Source organism: Streptomyces sp. NBC_01261 (assembly GCF_036226385.1).
Taxonomy (GTDB): Bacteria; Actinomycetota; Actinomycetes; order Streptomycetales; family Streptomycetaceae; genus Streptomyces.
Genome location: NZ_CP108463.1, coordinates 9,638,780 through 9,657,291 on the forward strand (window position 1 = coordinate 9,638,780; position 18,512 = coordinate 9,657,291).

The 18,512-nt window shown below is 71.4% G+C and carries 16 protein-coding genes; 7 read left to right on the forward strand and 9 right to left on the reverse strand.

Going from position 1 to position 18,512, the window contains the following annotated elements:
- Positions 1-6 precede the first annotated feature (6 nt).
- Entirely contained in the window at positions 7-690 is a 684-nt protein-coding gene (locus OG226_RS42795) for an HAD family hydrolase (RefSeq protein WP_329352102.1), read from the reverse strand.
- A gap of 19 nt (positions 691-709) precedes the next feature.
- Entirely contained in the window at positions 710-1,186 is a 477-nt protein-coding gene (locus OG226_RS42800) for an Lrp/AsnC family transcriptional regulator (RefSeq protein WP_328684946.1), read from the reverse strand.
- 188 nt (positions 1,187-1,374) lie between these two features.
- On the opposite strand from OG226_RS42800, the gene OG226_RS42805 reads away from it, so the two are divergent.
- Together OG226_RS42805 and OG226_RS42810 are read left to right on the forward strand one after the other, a co-directional pair.
- Positions 1,375-2,868, forward strand: a complete 1,494-nt coding sequence (locus OG226_RS42805) for an FUSC family protein (protein ID WP_329353689.1) — start codon at positions 1,375-1,377, stop codon at positions 2,866-2,868.
- A 155-nt stretch (positions 2,869-3,023) separates the two neighbouring features.
- A complete protein-coding gene (locus OG226_RS42810; protein WP_329352103.1) occupies positions 3,024-4,061 on the forward strand; it encodes a lactonase family protein in 1,038 nt (345 codons plus the stop codon).
- Between the two features lie 90 nt (positions 4,062-4,151).
- Here the strand turns inward: OG226_RS42810 and OG226_RS42815 are convergent, their stop codons facing one another.
- The 3 genes from OG226_RS42815 to OG226_RS42825 all read right to left on the reverse strand — a co-directional run bounded on the left by OG226_RS42815 (position 4,152) and on the right by OG226_RS42825 (position 6,876).
- A complete protein-coding gene (locus OG226_RS42815) occupies positions 4,152-5,075 on the reverse strand; it encodes a sirohydrochlorin chelatase (RefSeq protein ID WP_329352104.1) in 924 nt (307 codons plus the stop codon).
- A 95-nt stretch (positions 5,076-5,170) separates the two neighbouring features.
- Positions 5,171-6,202, reverse strand: coding sequence for an N-acetylglucosamine kinase (locus OG226_RS42820; RefSeq protein WP_329352105.1), 1,032 nt, complete (start codon positions 6,200-6,202; stop codon positions 5,171-5,173).
- Positions 6,199-6,876: a uracil-DNA glycosylase gene (locus tag OG226_RS42825; RefSeq protein WP_328684950.1), complete on the reverse strand. Its 678-nt coding sequence runs from the start codon at positions 6,874-6,876 to the stop codon at positions 6,199-6,201. The genes OG226_RS42820 and OG226_RS42825 overlap by 4 nt, the downstream gene beginning before the upstream one ends.
- A 567-nt stretch (positions 6,877-7,443) precedes the next feature.
- Between OG226_RS42825 and OG226_RS42835 the strand changes: the two genes are divergently transcribed.
- Positions 7,444-8,028 (forward strand): Rv1733c family protein, encoded by a 585-nt coding sequence (locus tag OG226_RS42835; RefSeq protein WP_328684951.1) that lies wholly within the window; start codon positions 7,444-7,446, stop codon positions 8,026-8,028.
- Positions 8,029-8,401: 373 nt separating this feature from the next.
- On the opposite strand, the gene OG226_RS42840 is transcribed toward OG226_RS42835, so the two are convergent.
- The gene (locus OG226_RS42840) at positions 8,402-10,456 is read right to left on the reverse strand and encodes a HEAT repeat domain-containing protein (protein ID WP_329352106.1); all 2,055 of its coding nucleotides are present in this window, start codon (positions 10,454-10,456) and stop codon (positions 8,402-8,404) included.
- Between the two features lie 86 nt (positions 10,457-10,542).
- A complete protein-coding gene (locus tag OG226_RS42845) occupies positions 10,543-12,210 on the reverse strand; it encodes an acyl-CoA dehydrogenase family protein (RefSeq protein ID WP_329352107.1) in 1,668 nt (555 codons plus the stop codon).
- Between the two features lie 74 nt (positions 12,211-12,284).
- On the opposite strand from OG226_RS42845, the gene OG226_RS42850 reads away from it, so the two are divergent.
- Entirely contained in the window at positions 12,285-13,040 is a 756-nt protein-coding gene (locus OG226_RS42850) for a PaaX family transcriptional regulator C-terminal domain-containing protein (RefSeq protein WP_329352108.1), read from the forward strand.
- A 43-nt stretch (positions 13,041-13,083) separates the two neighbouring features.
- Positions 13,084-13,623 carry a GNAT family N-acetyltransferase gene (locus OG226_RS42855; RefSeq protein WP_329352109.1) on the forward strand — a complete coding sequence of 180 codons (540 nt, stop codon included), beginning with the start codon at positions 13,084-13,086 and terminating at the stop codon, positions 13,621-13,623.
- A gap of 71 nt (positions 13,624-13,694) precedes the next feature.
- Here OG226_RS42855 and OG226_RS42860 read toward each other — a convergent pair whose 3' ends face one another.
- Both OG226_RS42860 and OG226_RS42865 read right to left on the reverse strand, forming a co-directional pair.
- The gene (locus tag OG226_RS42860; protein ID WP_328684956.1) at positions 13,695-14,489 is read right to left on the reverse strand and encodes a pectate lyase; all 795 of its coding nucleotides are present in this window, start codon (positions 14,487-14,489) and stop codon (positions 13,695-13,697) included.
- A 32-nt stretch (positions 14,490-14,521) separates the two neighbouring features.
- The gene (locus tag OG226_RS42865; protein ID WP_329352110.1) at positions 14,522-15,493 is read right to left on the reverse strand and encodes a pectate lyase family protein; all 972 of its coding nucleotides are present in this window, start codon (positions 15,491-15,493) and stop codon (positions 14,522-14,524) included.
- A 238-nt stretch (positions 15,494-15,731) separates the two neighbouring features.
- On the opposite strand from OG226_RS42865, the gene OG226_RS42870 reads away from it, so the two are divergent.
- Complete coding sequence (locus OG226_RS42870; protein WP_329352111.1) at positions 15,732-17,057, forward strand: extracellular catalytic domain type 1 short-chain-length polyhydroxyalkanoate depolymerase; 1,326 nt, start codon at positions 15,732-15,734, stop codon at positions 17,055-17,057.
- Between the two features lie 76 nt (positions 17,058-17,133).
- Positions 17,134-18,462 (forward strand): SGNH/GDSL hydrolase family protein, encoded by a 1,329-nt coding sequence (locus tag OG226_RS42875; RefSeq protein WP_329352112.1) that lies wholly within the window; start codon positions 17,134-17,136, stop codon positions 18,460-18,462.
- The last annotated feature ends 50 nt before the right edge of the window (positions 18,463-18,512 follow it).

Here is an 18,512-nt window from a genome sequence, read left to right on the forward strand (position 1 = left end):
GACCGGTCAGTCCTCGGCCAGCCAGTCGTACGCCCCCTGCGCGCTGAACTCCGCCTGCCCGCCCCGCAGTAGCAGCCCCGCCGTCGCGAACTCGGGGGCGTCGGCCTGCGCGGCCACGTACGGGATCGCGATGCAGCGCATCCCGGCCGCGTGTGCCGCCGCCGCGCCCGGAGCCGCGTCCTCCAGGACCACACAGTCGGCCGGGGCTGCCCCGAGCCTGCGCGCGGCCTCCAGGAAGACGTCCGGCGCGGGCTTGCCCCGGGCTACCTCGTCCGCCGAGACCGCGGTCCGCAGCGACGCGTCGAGCCCGGTGCCGGTCAGGATCGCCTCGATGGCCTCCGGCGACGAACCCGACGCCACCGCCATCGGCACCCCCTCGGCCGCGAGCAGCTCCACGAACTTCCGCATCTCCGGGTACACGCGCGTGGCGGCCCGGGCCAGCGCCAGATAGCGCCGGTTGGTCTCCGCGAGCAGCTCCTCCACCGGCGCCTTCAGGCCGTGGCGTTCCTTCAGGAGGACGAGGGTCTCCTGGGTGCTGATGCCGACGAAGCGCTCGTGCTGGGCCCAGGTGAAGTCCGGGACGCCGTGCTCGGCGAGGGTCTGCCGGGTGGCTTCGTAGTAGTTCGGCTCGCTGTCCACGAGTGTTCCGTCGAGATCGAAGATGACCGAGAGGCCGCCGAGGTTGCTCATGGGTTCAGGATGCCAAGGGTCAGGTGCCGGCCGCGCGGCCGATCGACTCCACCAGCGGCAGCAGGCGGTGCGGGACGCGCTCGCGCAGCGCCATCTCGGTCCGGGTGCGGACCACTCCCGGCAGGCTGATCAGCTGCTGGATCACGTCCTCCAGGTGGCCGTTGTCCCGCGCGACGACCCGGGTGAGCAGGTCCCCGCCACCGGTGATCGAGAACGCCTCGACGATCTCCGGTACGGCGGCCAGCGCGTCCCCGACCTCGTCGAGATGCCCCTGCGTGACCTCGATGTGCACGAACGCGAGCACCGGATGCCCGAGCGCGGCGGGCGAGAGGGAGGGGCCCGTACCGGTGATCACCCCGTCCCGCTCCAGCCGGTCGAGCCGTGCCTGGAGCGTGCCGCGGGCGATGCCGAGCAGTCGGGCGTACTCGCGCACGCTGGTACGCGGCTGCTCCAGAAGCAGCCTGAGGATGCGGGTGTCGAGTTCGTCCACGCTCATGACGCATGACTGTACCAATGGCCCAGTGCCGAGGGGGCATGCCATTGGACCAGTGGATCGGCAGCCACTTGAGCCACCCGCCCCGATGATGCTCTCATGGGCATGTCGATGGCGCTGCGGACCTCCGCGGCGCCTTTTTCATGCCGGTGTCCACCGGCGTCCAGGGGTATGCGCAGGGGCGGGAAGCAGTGCTGAAAAGGGTGTTCGTGGCTCCTGACCCGGGACGCGTGCGGCTGCGGTTCGCCGCTCGGGCCGTCCTCGGCATCGGCCTCGCGGTCGTCGTCTGCGGGCTGACCGGGCAGTCCCTCGCGGGCGCCGTCACGGGTGGTCTGGCCGCGCTGCTCGCCCTGTTCACGGTGACGGACGCCACGGTGCGCGGGCAGGCCGTCACCACCGCGCTGCTGCCCTGCGCGGGCCTGCCGGTGCTCGCCGCCGCGGCCGAACTGCACGACCACGCCGTCGCCCGGGACCTCACCTTCCTCGCGGTGGTCGGCGCCGGCGTCTACGCGCGCCGCTGGGGACCGCGCGGCCACAGCCTCGGCGTCTTCGCGTTCATGACCTTCTTCGTGGCGCAGTTCCTGCACGCGACCACGGACCAACTACCCATGCTCTACGCGGCAGTTGGCCTCTCCGTGCTCACCGCGGCGACGGTCCGCTTCGGCTTCTGGTGCTACGAACGCCGACTGCCCCCCATCGCCGTACCCGCCCCAACTGCCGCTCGTGGTCTGGCCCGTGTGACCACGAGGCAGGCCGTCCAGGCGACCGCCGGCGCCGGATTCGCCCTCGTGGTGGGCCAGTTGGTGTCCGGGCAGCGCTGGTACTGGGCCGTCGGCGCCACCTGGTGGATCTTCGTGAACACCGCCTCGCGCGGCGAGACCGTGGTCCGCGGCTTCCGTCGCGTCCTCGGCACGGTCCTCGGCATCGCCCTGGGTCTGCTCGTCGCCGTACCGGTCCACGGCGCCCCGGTACCCACCGCGATCCTGGTCGCCGCCTGCGTCTTCGGTATCTTCTACTCGGCCGCCGTCTCCTACACCTGGATGATGCTCTCGGTGACCCTGATGGCAGAGCTGCTCTACGGCCTCCTCGGCGTCCTGAACCCCGGCCTGCTGGCGTTGCGGTTCGCGGAGACCGGGATCGGCGCGCTCGGCGCCGTACTGGCCGTCCTCCTCGTCCTCCCGGTGACCACCCACACCACCACCGACGCCTGGATCCAACGCGCCCTGCGCTGCGTCCACACCTGCACCGCCGAGGCCGCCGCCCGCCTCGCCGGTTCCGCCGCGGCCGACCCCGCCGGACGCGTGGCCGAACTGGAGCAACTCCTGGGCCGGGTACGGCTCTCCGTAGCCCCCCTCATGCACCCGCTGAACCCCGCGCTCGGCCGCAAGCACCGCGCCCGCCGGGTGCTCGCCCTGCTCGACGACTGCGCCCGCGAGATCCGCGGCCTGGTCGCCGTGGCCGCCGACCCGGAGGCATCCCACGATGCCCGCCTCGCCGCTGCCTGTTGGCGCGTGGAGACGGCCGTCGAGGCACTCACCGACGGCGACGCGTCACACCTCACGACCACTGCGGCCCGGCCACCCGTGGAGCCCGCGCTGGCCCACCTCCACGGCCTGGAACGCGCCCTCGCCGAACTGGCGGAGCCTCTGCGCGCACGGTCCGGTTCACGGCTCGTCGGAGCGTGAGCCGGTACGGGAGCGAGACCGATACGGCAGAGCGGAGAAAGCTCCGGGATTTGGTCTAGACCGGTCATGATCGACTGCTACCGTCACCCCCACAGCACGCAACCGGCGCGCGGATCCGGTGCGCTGACCGGAGTACGGACCGAGAGGGGACAGCGGTGGCAGACGGCGACAGGCGGGGGCGGCGGGCCTTCATCGGGTCGTTCACGGCGGCGGGCGGCCCGGGTGTCGTCACAGCGGCGGTGGACGCGGACAGCGGCGCGCTGACTGTCCTGAGCAGTGTCAACGGCGTCCCCGACCCCTCGTACCTGGCCCTGGCGCCCGACGGGGACACCCTCTACGCCGTCAGCGAGACGGCAGAGGGCGCGGTGGCCGCGTACCGCGTGAACGGCGACAAGCCCGAGCCGCTCGGTTCGCCGGTGCGCGTGGGCGGCGCGGGGCCGACCTACCTGAGCCTGTTCGCGGGGCACGTCCTCACCGCCGACTACGGCTCCGGCAGCGTCACCGCCGTGCCGGTCCGCGCGGACGGCACCCTGGCGAGCCGCCCTTCCGGACAGCTCCGGCACACCGGCTCAGGCCCGCACCAGCAGCGCCAGCAGGGCCCGCACGCCCACCAGATCCAGCCCGACCCGAGCGGCCGCTGGGCGGTCAGCGTCGACCTCGGCACCGACTCCGTGCGGGTGTGCACGCTGGAGGACGGACGCCCCGTACTGCACCGCGAGATCGCGCTCCGACCCGGCTCGGGCCCTCGCCACCTGGCCTTCCATCCCGACAGTGCCCACGCCTACGTCCTCAACGAACTCACGCCGACCGTCACCGTCTGCCGCTGGGACGCCGAGAGCGGCTCACTGAAGCCGCTGACCGAGGTGCCGGTCCTGCCCGGCCCGCCGGACGGCGACGCCGCCTACCCGTCGGGCATCGTGACCTCGCCGGACGGCCGCTTCGTCTGGACGGCGACCCGCGGCGAGGACGTGCTGTCCGTCCTCGCCGTCGAGGGCGACGGGCTACGACTGGTCGGCACGGTGCCCTGCGAAGGCCACTGGCCGCGCGCGCTCACCGAGGCCGGCGGCCACCTGTACGTCGCGAACGAGCGCTCCGGTGACGTGACGTGGTTCACCATCGACCCCGCCACGGGCGTCCCGCGTCGCGGCGGCTCGATCAAGGTGACCGCCGCGTCCTGCGTGGTCTTCGACTGACCCGCTGCCGTCCCCACGGCATGCCGAAGGGCCCACTCCCGCGTGAGGAGGGGCCCTTTCGGCGCTACGGCGTACGCGTGCGGGGGTCGATCAGCGAACCGGAGCGCCCTGCGGCTGCGGCGGGGCGATGCCCAGCGCCGTCGTGTACTTGGCGAGCGCGAGCTTGCCGATCGCGGGGTACGGACCGAGCGCCTCGGCGGAGGCACAGCCGGCCTCGGCGGCGGCCGCCTCCAGCAGACCCGCGTCGATCTCGGGACCGATCAGATACGGCGCCAGCGCCAGGTGCTGTGAGCCGGATCCGCGCAGCTGCTCCGCGATCGCCGCGATCGAACCTTCCTGGTCCAGAGCCGCCGCCATCACCGGCACGGCGAGCCGAGCGGCGAGCAGCATGCCGGTGATCCCGGCCGCCTGCACGGCCTCCTCGCCGCCCACGGACGCGAGGACGATGCCGTCCGCGGCGGTGGTCACGGTGAACAGCCGGGCGCGGTCGGCACGGGCCAGACCCGCCTCGGACAGCCGCACGTGCAGCGCCTCGGCGAGCAACGGGTGCGGGCCGAGCACATCGGTCAGGTCGGCCGCGACACGGCTGTCCATGACGGCCTGGCGGACCTGACGCAGCAGCGCGCTGTCCGGACCGGCGAGCAGCGGCACGACGACGGCCACCGGCCCGTCGGGCTCCTTGACGTCGGCGCCGGCGGCCCTGGCCTGCTCGAAGCGGGCGGTGCGCTCCTCAGCGGCGTGCGCGAGCACGGACGTCAGCGTGGGGAACTCGGAGTCGTCCCCGTCGAGATAACCGATGCGGCCGTCGAGACCGGGCAGCTCGGAGCGCGCGATGCTCACGACCTCCTCGGCGAGGCTGCGCGTGGCGGCGCTGGGCGTGCCCGGCACGGCCAGAACCAGCGCGGGCGCGCCCTCGGGAGCCGCCAGCTGCTCGGGTCGGCGGTGCCGCCCGGGCTGGCGAGGTCGCGGCATTCGTACTGGCAGGCCGGACGCGGGCCCAGTGGGGGAGCTCATGGCGAGGCATGTTACTGGCTTCCTGGGCTCCCCTGTTCGGGGAGGGTGCAGGTGAGCGGTATCCGTCCTGTTTTGTCTGATGAGTTACGTACGGATCAGAAGCGATCACCTTGTCCGTTTGGGCTCAGCACGGACAACATCACGTCGTCACACGGCAGTGCGAGCGCGCCCGCGGCAAGATCACGCGCGATCCGCACGGCACCGTCCAGCGGATCACCCTCGGCCGGAACCACCCGCGCATGCGGCAGCCGCTTCGCCAACTCCTCGTGCAGCGGGACGAGGAGAGGCTCGCCCATCTTGAACAGGCCACCGGTGAGCGCGACGTGGGGCTCGCCGGTGACCGGGCAGACCGCGACGGCGGACTCGGCCATGTGTCCGGCCGCCGCGCGCAGGATGCCGGCCGCCACCGGATCGACGGCGGCGCACTCGGCGACACGTGGCGCGAAGGCCGCGAGTAGGGCGGGCCGATCCGACCGCGGATACAACTGCCCCGGCAACCCCGCCATCGCCCCGAACTGCTCCTCGGCACAGCTCAACAGCGCTGCGGAACCACCGTCCCGCCCGTCGTACGCCCGCAGCGCCGCCTCCAGCCCGGCCCGCCCGATCCAGGCCCCGCCACCGCAGTCACCGAGCAGATGACCCCAACCGTCGGCTCTTCGCCACCCGGTGAGATCGGTGCCGATGGCGATGAGTCCGGTCCCGGCGGCGATCACGGCACCGGGCCGTGCCCCGAGAGCACCCGCATAAGCGGTGACGGCATCAGCGGCGAGCGTGACGGTCCGCACCCCGAACTCCCGCGCCAACGCCCCCGGCAACTCGGCCCGCAACCCGTCTCCGAGGGTGGCGAGACCGGCGGCCCCGATGACGGCCGTGCCCACCTCGGACACGTCGGATGCCTTGGACGCCTCGGGCTTTTCTGCCAACGCCCGGACCATGGGGACCAGTTGCTCCATGAAATGCCCGGGATCGATCCCGCGAGCACCGGTCCGAACGGGTTCCCCGGAGGAGAGCGGGTCGGACGTCCGGCCGCCGACCTCGCCCACAACGACACGGAGCCCGGAGCCTCCGGAGTCCACGGCGAGGAACCTGCCGCCGGCATCCGGTGACCCCTCCCTCGGAACCGTCACGGCAGACGCCAGTCCACCGGTTGTCCTCCCTGCCGGACCAGCAGGTCGTTGGCGCGGCTGAAGGGGCGGGAGCCGAAGAAGCCGCGGTCGGCCGACATCGGGGACGGGTGCGAGGACTCCACCGAGGGCAGGTCGCCGAGGAGGGGCCGGAGGTTGCGGGCGTCGCGGCCCCACAGGATCGACACCAGCGGCTTGCCGCGCGCCGCCAGCGCCCGTATCGCCTGCTCGGTGACCTCTTCCCAGCCCTTGCCGCGATGGGCGGCCGGACTGCGCGGGGCCGTGGTGAGCGCCCTGTTGAGCAGCAGCACCCCCTGCTGGCTCCACGGGGTCAGATCGCCGTTGGACGGCTGGGGCAGCCCCAGGTCCGTGTTCAGCTCCTGGTAGATGTTGAGCAGACTCGGCGGCAGCGGACGTACCTCAGGGGCCACCGAGAACGACAGCCCCACCGCGTGCCCCGGAGTCGGGTAGGGGTCCTGTCCGACGATCAGGACGCGGACGTCGTCGAAGGGTTGTTGGAAGGCTCGGAGGACATTCGGTCCCGCCGGTAGATAGGTGCGCCCCGCGGCGATCTCCGCGCGCAGGAAGTCCCCCATCTCGGCGACGCGTCCGGTCACGGGTTCCAGGGCTTTCGCCCAGCCCGGTTCGACGATCTCATGCAACGGTCGTGGTGCCACGGGCGTCACCCTACTGCCGTACCGGGCCCGGCGATCAACCGGTGCGCGAAGCCCGACCGGGAACGACCGAACCGACGCCGCATCTGAACGAAGCCCGCCCTGCGGGGAGTTGACCTCCCGCAAACTCCCGCCCTCGGTCCCGGTGTCGGGCCGCGGGTCTCGACGGCGACCGAATACAGCGCCTGAGCGGTGCGGTTCGGACTCTCGTCGAACTCCTGGTCCTTGCCCTGCCTGTGTCCGATGAACAGGCCTTTTCGCGTGCCCGCCGTGTGCGGAGCCTCTGTCATGCCGATCACCCCCGCTGCTTTTTTGGCGACTTCGCCCCCATCTCCGTCCAGTCTGCACCCGACCACTGACAGTCACCCCTGGAACTGGCATCACCGCAGCTCAGGAGGCCAAAGCCGGTCCGCGGCGCGGATTCGCGAGGCCTTCCCGCGAAGTGCCTGCGGGAGTCACGGCAGCCATGGGAACGTCGAGTCGGGGTATTCGTCGTGAGCATCGAGGAGACGTCTCCCGTATGGGAGGGCGGTTCGGCATGTCAGTGCGTTCATGAGGAGGATGCCTTCGATGGCGTTCCGAGGTCCGAAGGTGTGGCTGTGGCGGTGGCGGCGGAATCCGCTCAAGCGCCGTGCCGATGCGGTGGAATCGTGGATCGTGCTCGGCGCCTGGCTGATCACCGTCCTCGCCGGTGTGCTCGCCGGTCTGACGGCGACCCAGTCCGTCGAACACGAGCTGGCCCAGGAACGCGTCGACTGGAAACCCGTGGTGGCCCTGGTGGTCCAGGACGCGCCGGGCGCCGCCCCGGCGAACTCCAGCAGGACGAGCGGCGAACCGGTCTGGGCAAAGGTCCGTTGGACGGCCGTGAACGGCTCCTCGCACACCGGCCAGATACGCGTCCCCTCCGGCAGCGCGATAGGCACTCCGGTGACCGTCTGGACCGATCCGCAGGGTCACCTGGTGACCAAGCCCGCCAGCGCCTCGCAGGCCAAGCTGCGGGCCGTACTGATCGGCACCCTCCTGGGAGTGGGCGCGGCAGCCGTCCCCTTCGTCAGCGCCCGGGCCCTGCGCGGCCGGCTGGAACGCCGACGCATGGACCAGTGGGACGAGGAGTGGGCGCGCTTCGGCCCACTGTGGGGCCGCAAGACGGGCTGAACGCCCGGCAGTACGGCGTCGCCGAGCCCCTGGCCTGCGGATCGCAGACGGGGGCCCTCGTCATGCCCACCGGACGGACCCACCCGATCGCAAGCCGCCCGCACTTCCCGGCAGACGGCCCCGGACGGCCTTGCTCGGCCCGCACCTCCGGTCGTCCGACCTCGCCCGGTCTCAAGCCGCCTGCTTTGCCCGGTTCACAGCCCTGACGGGCTTTGACTCGGCCCGTACCGTCCGGAGCAGGGGCCCGCCCGACCTCGTTCGTCCCGCACCCGGGACCATCCAGCCTCGCCCAGCCTCAATCCGCGCACCTCCCGGCTGGCAGCCCGTCAGATCCCCTTCGTTCCAAGCCTCTGGCCCCCACTCCCACCCGATCTCAAGCCCCCCGTACCTCCCGGCACCTCTCCAACAGTCGCTCGTCCTCCAGAACGTCCAGGCCCCCATGCCCGCCCGACCGCACCAAATGCCTTCGCGGAGCGGCGAGTTCAGCCTCCACCAGGTCATGCAGAGGCGCCCCGGCCGCTTCCATGCCGAGCAGGCATGCGGCAATGGTGCCCCGCACCTCCGGATGCTCCTCCCAGGCCGAACGCAGTACCGGAAGCACTCTCTCCGCCTCCCCGGTGACCCGCCACAGCGCGCACGCCCCCGCCGCTCGCTCCCACACGCTGTCCGCCCCGACCAGCCGAGCCAACCCGGGTGCCGCGACCCGCGCGGCCGACCCCAACCGGGCCAGCGCCTCGGCGGCAGTTCCGCGCCGTTGCGGGTCCGGTTCCGCCAACTCCCGTATCAGCACAGGCAGTACGGCCGAGGCATCCCCCTCCGCCGACCACAGAGCACCCGCGGCGATACCGGCGCACTCGGACTCCAACAGCCCCCGCAGCACCGGTACGACCTCCTCCGCGTCACCCCCGAACGCATCGAGCGCCCGTACCGCAGACTCCACCACCCGGTGCCTCGACCGCACCCCGTCCGCCATCCCGCCCAGCAGCCGCAACACCTCCGGCACGGCCTCCCGATCGGCGAGCGCGGTCAGCGCCGACAGCAGCGGTACGGCGCGGTCGTAGGTCTCGGGGGAGTCGAGGGGGACCTGGCCGAGCCGGTGTCGTAGTGCCGGGGCGAGTGGTGCGGCGGCGCGGCCGAGGTGGACGATCACGCGTCCCAGGTCGTCGGGTACGAGCGGCTGTGCGAGGACCTGGGCCAGTACCGGTGTCGCCCGTGGATCGCCGCTGCGGGCAAGGGACTTGAGCGGGCCGCCCAGGGTCGGCGCCCGGCGTTCCCAGCGGTGCACCCACAGGTCGGGGCGGGAGGTCACCAGCGCGTGGAGGTGATCGGCGGCAGGCGCGGCCAGGTGGAAGAGGTCGCCGAGGACCGACACCGCCGCATCACGCAACCGGTCCGACACCGCCGCACCGAGCAACGGAGGTGTGCCCGCTGCCAGTTGCTCACCGATCAGCTGGACGGGCACCGCGTAGTCGGCCCGCCACTCGCGGAACAACCCCGCCGACATCCACACCCCGTTGCACCGGTCGGCCGGGTCCGGGCTGGTCAACTGCCCTTCCAGCAGGGCGATCCGGTCGCCCACCCGCCCGCCGAGCGCGGTGTGCAGCGTACGCAGCAGCAGCGCGCCCTCCTCGTCCGAGGGCCGCAGCCGCCGTAACCGTCCGGCGAGCGTGTCCGGGTCCGCGTGGTCGCTCTCGGTCGGCGCCGAACGGCCCGACCGGCGCTGCTCGGACCGCTCCCCGAGCAGCTCGACGACGGTGGGGACCAGGTCGGCGGGGAGCAGATCGGGTGCGCAGCCCGCGAGTTGGCCGAGCGCGGCGAGCCGTAGACCGGGGTCGTACGGCGGGGTGCCCAGCATCAGCAGGATGTCCAGCGCCTCGGGGGCGTGGGCCGGGTGACCGCGTACGAACAGGCCGACGCTCTCGGTGAGGGCGAGCAGGACCCGGTCGTCGCGCTCGACCGCGATCCGCCGGCGTAACAGGCCCAGCACGCGCGCGGGTTGGTCGAGAAACCGGACCAGTGCTTCGGCCGCCGCGCGGCGTACGCCGGAGTCCCGGTCCCCGAGGAGGGCGACGAAGACCTCGGCTCCCGCGCGGACGGCGGCGTCGGCCGACCCGCGCCCGTCACCCGTATCCACCACCTCCCCCTCCGGTGCGTGGCCCTGTCCGATGCTGACCAGAAGTTCCACCAACCCGCCCCGGTCCGCGACCTCTTCGCACGCGGCGAGCGCGAGCAGAAACGGAACGCAGGCGAGCGTCGCGTCGTACACGATCCCCTGGTGGTGCACCGCGCCGTACATCCCGTCGAGCGCGCTCGCCCGCTCGACGGGGTCCCTGGAGGCCAGTCCCCGGAGCAGTCCGGGCACGTCCTCCGCACTGCCGTACGCATGCCGCAGTGAGGCCCAGCCGACCTCGTCGATCCCCGTGAACACGTTGTCCTCCCCAGGCGCAGTGCCAACTGATCGCGAGTCTGCACCACGCCACTGACAACGAAGCGGAATCGGGGAGTAACCGAGGGTCAGTTTTCTTCGGGCAAGGCGCGGGCGAGGATCGTGTCGAGGTCGGCGGAGTCGGGGAGGGTGCCGAAGGCGTGGCCCCAGTCGCCGGCCAGCCGGGTCGCGCAGAAGGCGTGGGCGACCGCGGCTGGGGCATGTCGTACCAGGAGGGAGGCCTGGAGGGTCAGCGCCATCTGCTCGACGAGACGCCGGGCTCCCGTCTCGGTGGCCTCGCGCAACCCGCTCTTCAACCGGCTGACGGCCGCGTCCAGGCGGGCGTCAGCGCCCTGGGCCAGGGCGAGTTCGGAGAACAACGCCTCCGCCGGGCCGGGGTCCCGGCTCAACGCCCTCAGTACGTCAAGGGCGTTGACGTTCCCCGAACCCTCCCAGATCGAGAGGAGAGGCGCCTCGCGGTAGTGGCGGGGCATGCCCGAGTCCTCGACGTAACCGTTGCCGCCGAGGCATTCCAGGGCCTCCGCCGTGAAGGCCGGGCCGCGCTTGGTGACCCAGTACTTGCCGACGGCGGTGGCGATCCGGCGGAACGCCGACTCGGCGCCGTCCCCGCGCACCGCCCGGTCGGCCGCGCCCGCCAGCCGTAGCGTGAGCATCGTGGCGGCCTCCGACTCCAGCGCCAGATCGGCCAACACGTTCCGCATCAGGGGCTGTTCGAGGAGCCGGGCGCCGAACGCGGACCGGTGCCGCACATGGTGACCCGCCTCGACGAGCGTCTTGCGCATGAGAGTTGCCGACATCATCACGCAGTCCAGGCGGGTGCAGTTGACCATCTCGATGATGGTCTTGACGCCACGCCCCTCGGGGCCGACCAGCCAGGCGACGGTCCCGTCGAACTCGGGCTCCGAGGACGCGTTGGACCGGTTGCCCAGCTTGTCCTTCAGCCGCTGGATGCGGAACGTGTTGCGGCTGCCGTCGGGCAGCACGCGCGGCACCAGGAAGCATGACAGTCCGTCAGGCGCCTGAGCCAGTACGAGGAACACGTCGCACATCGGCGCCGATGTGAACCACTTGTGCCCGCGCAGGGTGTACACGCCGGGTGCGGTGGTGGGGGTGGCCGTCGTTGTGTTGGTGCGGACGTCGGAGCCGCCCTGCTTCTCGGTCATCCCCATCCCGGCCAGCAGTCCGCGCTTCTCGGTCGGGACGCGCAGGACCGGGTCGTACACCCGGCTGGTCAGCAACGGCTCGTAGACCGCGGCGAGTTCGGGCGTGGCACGCAGGGCGGGGACGGCGGCGTACGTCATCGACGTCGGGCAGCCGTGGCCGGCATCGGTGTGTCCCCACACCAACCCCCGTGCGGTACGGGCCACATGGGCGCCGGGGCGTTCGTCCGCCCAGGGCGCTCCGGCCAGCCCCTCGGCGACGGCGACACCCATCAACCGGTGCCAGCTCGGGTGGAACTCCACCTCGTCGATCCGGTTGCCGTAGCGGTCGTGCGTGCGTAGCTCCGGCTCGTGCCGGTTCGCCTGCTCACCCCACTCCTGCGCCTCCTCGCTGCCCGCCGCCCGACCGAGCCGCCGCACGTCCTCCTCGGCCCAGCCGGCACCCTCCCGGCGCAGCCCCTCCAGCAGGGCCGTGTCCTCGGAGGCGTCGTACGGGGTCAGGGGCGGGGGCTGGTTGGTGACGTCGTGCGTGGCGTTCCGCGGCTGCGGCGGTATGTGCGCGAGTGTCTGGGCCATGGAGTCAGTGTTGCACTATCTCTACGACCGCATCAATGATGTAACACAAGAATCGCCACGTAGAGTACGAGGCCATGCGGATGAACGTGTCAGAAGGGCCCGGCGAGGTGGACCTGCGCCCGCTGTCCGCGCGGTCGGTCGTCCTCAGCCTGCTGCTGGGCACGCACCCGCCCGAGCTGCCCGTGCGAAATCTGCTGCGCGCCGTGGAACCGCTCGGGGTCGCCGGCTCCACGCTGCGGGCCGCGCTCAGCCGGATGGTGGCCGCCGGAGACCTGCGGAGCACGGACGCGGTCTACCGGCTCAGCGACCGCCTGCTGGAACGCCAGCGCCGCCAGGACGCCGCCGTACACCCCGAGACCCGCCCCTGGGGCGGCGACTGGGAGATGACCGTCGTCACCGCGACCGGCCGCGGCCCCGCCGAACGCGCCGACCTGCGCGGCAAGTTGACCGCCTTCCGGCTCGCGGAACTCCGCGAGGGAGTCTGGCTTCGCCCGGCCAATCTGCTACGACCCCGACCGGACGAACTCGGCGCGGTCGCCCGGCACTTCACCACCCGCCCCGAGGAACCCGCCCGCGAACTGGCGGCTGACCTATGGCCACTTGAGGCCTGGGCGAAGGCGGCCGAGGCGCTGCTCGACCGGATCACCGCCACCGCGGACCACCCGGCCGACCGCTTCACCGTACTCGCCGCCGCCGTAAGGCACTTGCTCGCGGACCCGGTCCTGCCCCCCGAACTCCTGCCCGCCGACTGGCCGGGCGCGGCTCTGCGCACCGAATACACGCGCCATCGGCGGGAGTTGATCGCGAACACGCTGGGGAACCCGGTATAGGCCGCTTCGCCAGGCCGGTTTGACGGTCTGTTAGCGTGCGCGGATGGAAGATCTGGGACTCGCGGACTGGCCGCCCGAGCCGATCGGAACCGGACGGCTCGTGCTCCGTGGGTCCGAGGCGCGGGACCGAGCGACGTTCATCGAACTGCTCGCCTCCGCAGAGGTGCACACCTACCTCGGCGGTCCCCACCCGCGTGACGAACTTGAGCGCAAGACGCCCGAGGTGCCCGAGCACCGGCCCGGAAGCCTCGTCGTCGAGCTCGACGGGGCGATGATCGGCCTGATCCTGCTCAGGAGAGCGACCGGACACATCCGCCCGTCCGCTGACGGGAAGGTTGATCTCGGCTACCTGTTCCTGCCGCGTGCGTGGGGATTCGGATACGCCGCCGAGGCGTGCGCGGCTGCACTCGACTGGCTCGACGGCGTCCTTCCCGGCGAGCCGGTGGTGCTCACCACCCAGACCGCCAACGGCCGTTCGATGCGCCTCGCGGCGAAGCTCGGCTTCACCGAGGTGGAGCGGTTCGAGGCGTGGGACGCCGAGCAGTGGCTCGGCATGAGGCCAACGGCCGTCCTGCCGGGCTGAGTTCGTGCCGGAGCGGCCGTGCGAAGCGTCGTGCGGGGACGCTTCGCACGGCCGCCGTCACCGTGGGGGGCTCACTTGTAGGTGATGTCCGACGACGCGTACTTGCAGTAAGTGCCGTCCGCGCCCGTGCCATTGGTCGTCGGCTCGGCGCCCGTGTTGTTCCCGATGTACTTCTGGCAGGGGATCATCTTCTTGCTGGTGTCCCCGACGATCGTGATGGCCTTCAGGGTCGCGCTGTCACCGTAGTTGGTGTTGATGCCGACGATCCGGCTGCCCTTGTAGGTCGCCTCGATGGTGTTGAGGTTGATCGTGCGCTTGTACTGCGTTTTGCAGTTGCCGCACGAGCGGACGAACGTACCGAAGGTCTGCGCCGCGAACTTGGAGACGTTGAGCGTCCCGGCGCCGTTGAACTGGAACACCTTGTCGCTGGCCTCCTTCGCACCACCGCCCGACACGGTGTACACGTTGGACGACGAGGAGCCCAGGAAGGTCGCCGCGTCCTCGCCGACGTCCTCCCACCAGACGTTCTGCAGCGTGCAACTGCCCAGGCAGTGGATGCCGTCGGCGGCGGGCGAGCCGATGATGACGTTCTTGACGACGGCACCGGCGGCCAACTCCAGGATCGGCCCCTGGTCCTCGTCCTGGCTGCCCGTGCCCAGGTCACCGCTGCCGTACAGGCGCAGCATCCCGTAGTCCTTGGTGCCCGAGACCGAGATCGTCGAGGTCACCGCCTGGCTGCCGCTCGCGGTGGGCCAGGTGGCGGCACTGGCCGGCGAGAGGGCGCCGGATGCCATGATCATGCCAACGGAGAGGCCGAAGGCGGTCAGCGCGCCGGTCAGTACGCGCGGTCGTACGGAAGAAGTCATGTCCCGATTCCTTCTCCGAGGTGGGGGAGTGGTCAGAGCTTTCCGGTGCCCGCGCCGGCGGTCACCGAAGTGACGACGGTCGAGGCGGGCTCGGCGGTGTAGCTGTACGGCGGGCTGGTGAACGTGCCGACCTGCGAGATCTCGGTGGCGGCTCCGCCGAGGTCGTTGCCGGACAGGTTGGCGTAGCCGTCCACGTCGCTGTCCCGGTTCGTCGTGACGGCGACCTCGGTGTCCCGGAAGACGTTGTTCTGGACGAACATTTGGGCGCCCATGCGCGAGTGCACGGCCGTCTCGGCGCCGACGACGTAGTTGTCGTAGAAGTGCCCGGTGCCGAAACGCAGGCTGGGGATACGGGAGTTGACCTGGTCGAACCAGTTGTGGTGGTACGTCACCCGCAGATGTCCGGTGTCCTCGCCGGCGTTGTTGTCGCTGTGGCCGACGAGCGAGCCCTTGTAGTGGTTCTTGAAGGTGTTCCAGGAGACGGTGACGTAGTCGGAGGCGTGGGTGATGTCGAGCAGGCCGTCGTAGTAGTCCTTGCCGTGGTCGAGGTCGGACGAGAAGGCGTTGTGGTCGATCCACACCTTCGTCGAGGCCTGCACGGTGATGCCGTCGGCGGGTGCGACCGGCTTGCTGATGTTCAGGTTGCGGACGACGACGTTCGTCACCTTCTTCAGGCGCAGCCCGCCACCGGTGAACCCGGACGCCGAACCGACGCCCAGGACCGTCGTGTTGGACCCGATGTCGACCTGACCGCTCAGCGAGATCAGGCCGTTGACCTTGACCACCTTCGAACTGCTGCCGGTGACCGCCGACTTGAAGGCGTCCAGCGTCGACACCGTGACCGCCGTGGCGCTCCCGCCACCGGTCGTCCCGGCACCGAAACCGACCGGCGAGGCGTCGGCCGCGGAGGCGGACTGGGGGAGCGTGAGCACGGCTGTCGCGGCGAGGGCGACCGCCGCCAGAACTGATCGTCGCGGATGTGTATGTGGGGGGCGAGTACGCATGCGGGTGCGTCCCTTCCGGGGGAGTGGGGTGATCGTGTACGTGAACGGCGTACGCCGTGAGGGACCGCGCGGTCACACTTCTGAACGGAACGTAGGGTGCAAGCGCTTTCTAGTCAACGCTTGTGCAGAAACTATTCGAAGCGTGGGAGCGCTTCCATGACATCCGTGTCCATGCCACGATGCCGATTGCTCTCCCCGAAAGATGCCGCACGAGCCGCGATCAGGAAGGGACGATGACGTGCGCCCCACAGCCGCCGACACCCTCAAGTCCGCCAGAAAACCGCCGCGTTCGGTACTCGTCGCCCTCTTCGGAGCGCTGGTGCCCTTACTCGCGGCCCTGACGCTCCTGGCGCCCCCGGCCGCCGCCCGCACCGAGGCCGTCCCCACCGCCACCCTCACCGAGGTCACCGGCTTCGGCGCCAACCCCAGCAACCTGCAGATGTACGTGTACGTCCCGGCCACGGTCACCGCGCACCCGGCGATCGTCGTGGCCGTGCACTACTGCGGGGGATCGGGCCCGGCGATGTACTCCGGCACCGAATACGCCTCGCTGGCCGACCAGTTGGGGTTCATCGTCGTCTACCCGTCGGTCACCCGCGCCAGCAAGTGCTTCGACGTCTCCTCGCCCCAGGCCCTGCACCGCGACGGCGGCAGCGACCCGGTGGGCATCAAGTCCATGGTCGACTGGGTGACCGGCACCTACTCCGCCGACACCTCCCGCGTCTACGCCCTGGGCATCTCCTCCGGCGCGATGATGACGAACGTCCTGCTCGGCGACTATCCCGACGTGTTCGCGGCGGGCGCCGCCTTCGCCGGCGTGCCGTTCGGCTGCTTCGCGACCACCGACGGTTCCGAGTGGAACACCGCCTGCGCCAACGGCACGGTCATCCAAACCCCGCAGCAATGGGGCGACTTGGTCCGGGGCGCCGACCCCGGCTACACCGGCCCGCGTCCCCGCATGCAGCTGTGGCACGGCACCGCGGACGACACGCTGCGCTACCCCAACTTCGGCGAGGAGATCAAACAGTGGACCAACGTGCTGGGCGTCAGCCAGACCCCGGCCGCCACCGACTCCCCGGCGACCGGCTGGACCCGCACCCGCTACGGCGCCACCGGTGACCGGGCCCCCGTCGAGGCGATCAGCCTCCAGGGCGTCACCCACAACCTCTACACCTACGGCATGGGCGCCCGCGTCCTCACCTTCTTCGGCCTGAGCGGCGGCGGCACCACACCCCCGCCCTCGACCGGCCCCTGCAAGGTGACCGTCACGACCAGCGCCTGGAACACCGGCCTCACCGCCTCCGTGACGCTCACCAACACCGGTACAAGTGCCGTCAACGGCTGGCAGTTGGGCTTCACCCTGCCTGCCGGGCAGACCATCACCAACGGCTGGGGTGCCACGTACACCCCGGCCTCCGGCACGGTGACGGCCACCAACGCGTCGTACGACGGCACGATCGCGCCCAACGCGAGCGTGACCATCGGCTACCAGGCGAACCACACCGGCAACAGCGCGGCACCGACGGCCTACACGCTCAACGGGACGGCCTGCACGGTCGGTTGACCCTGTCCAGGGTGCGCGCCCGTCACCTCCGGTGTGCACCCTCGCCCCCAACTCCCGGCAGAGGAAGGCAGGTTCCGTGCAACCCACGAGACGGACCGCGATCGTCGCCACGACGACAACAGCACTGTCGGCCCTGGTCGCCACCAACCCAGCCCATGCCCAAGGGAGTTCGGCCCCTCCCGCCGCACACTGGGTGAACACCTGGACGGCGATGCCCCAGCTCACCGAGCCCGCCAACCTGCCACCGGTGCCGTTCACCGGGACCAGTTCGGTCCTCGTCGACACCACTCTGCGCCAGACACTCCGCATCACCACCGGCGGGCGGAAGCCGCGCCTGCGCTTCTCCAACGCCTATGGCGACACCCCGCTCCCGCTCACCGCGGTGACGCTGGCATTCCCGCAGGACGGCAGGGCGGGAGCGAGCGCGATCGTTGCCGGCAGCAGCAGACCGGTCACCTTCGCCGGACGCAGATCGGCGACCGTCCCCGTCGGTGCCCAACTGGTCTCCGACCCGCTGGACTTGGACCTGCGTGCAGCGTCCGTCCTGACCGTGACGACCTACCTGGCGACGGGCCAGCCCTCGCTCGCGCTCACCTCGCACCCGGGCTCGCGCACGACGTCGTACCTCCGCACCGGCGACCGCACCGAGGACCAGGACCTGCTGCCCGGGGCGACCCCGGTTGACCACTGGTACCTGCTGAGCGACGTCGAGGTCCTGGCGCCGCGCGCCACCACGGCCGTAGCGATCCTGGGCGACTCGCTCACCGACGGCCGGGGCTCCACGACCAACGCCAACGACCGCTGGCCCGACCAGCTCTACGACCGCCTCCGCGCCCACCCCGCCTCCGCGTCCGTGGCGATCCTGAACCAAGCGGCCGGAGGCAACCGCGTCCTCAACGACGGACTCGGCCCCAACGTCCTCGCCCGACTCGACCGCGACGTCCTCTCCCGCAGCGGAGTCACCCGCCTCATCGTCTTCGAGGGCGTCAACGACATCGGCACCGCCGACGCGACCCCCGCCGCCCAACACCGGGTCACGGAAGACCTGTTGGCCGCGTACGGCCAGATCGTCGTCCGCGCCCACGCCCAGGGCATCCGCGTCTTCGGCGCGACCCTGCTCCCCTTCGGCGGCAACACCTACGACGACCCGGCGGGCGAACGCGAGTCCTCCCGCCGGGCGGTCAACTCCTGGATCCGCACGGCCGGTTGCTTCGACGCGGTGCTCGACTTCGACCGCGCCGTACGCGATCCCGCCGACCCGCGCCGCCTGCTCCCGTCCCTCCAGGTCGGCGACTGGCTGCATCTCAATCCGGCGGGGTACGGGGTGCTGGCCGCGACGGTCCCCGCCGGACTGCTGCGCTGGTCAGGGCGCAGGGCCTCGGTGGTGCCGCATCGGTACCGGTGAGCGAGCCGTCGTGCGTGCCACGCCCCGCGTCCGCGACCGGATCCGCCGGA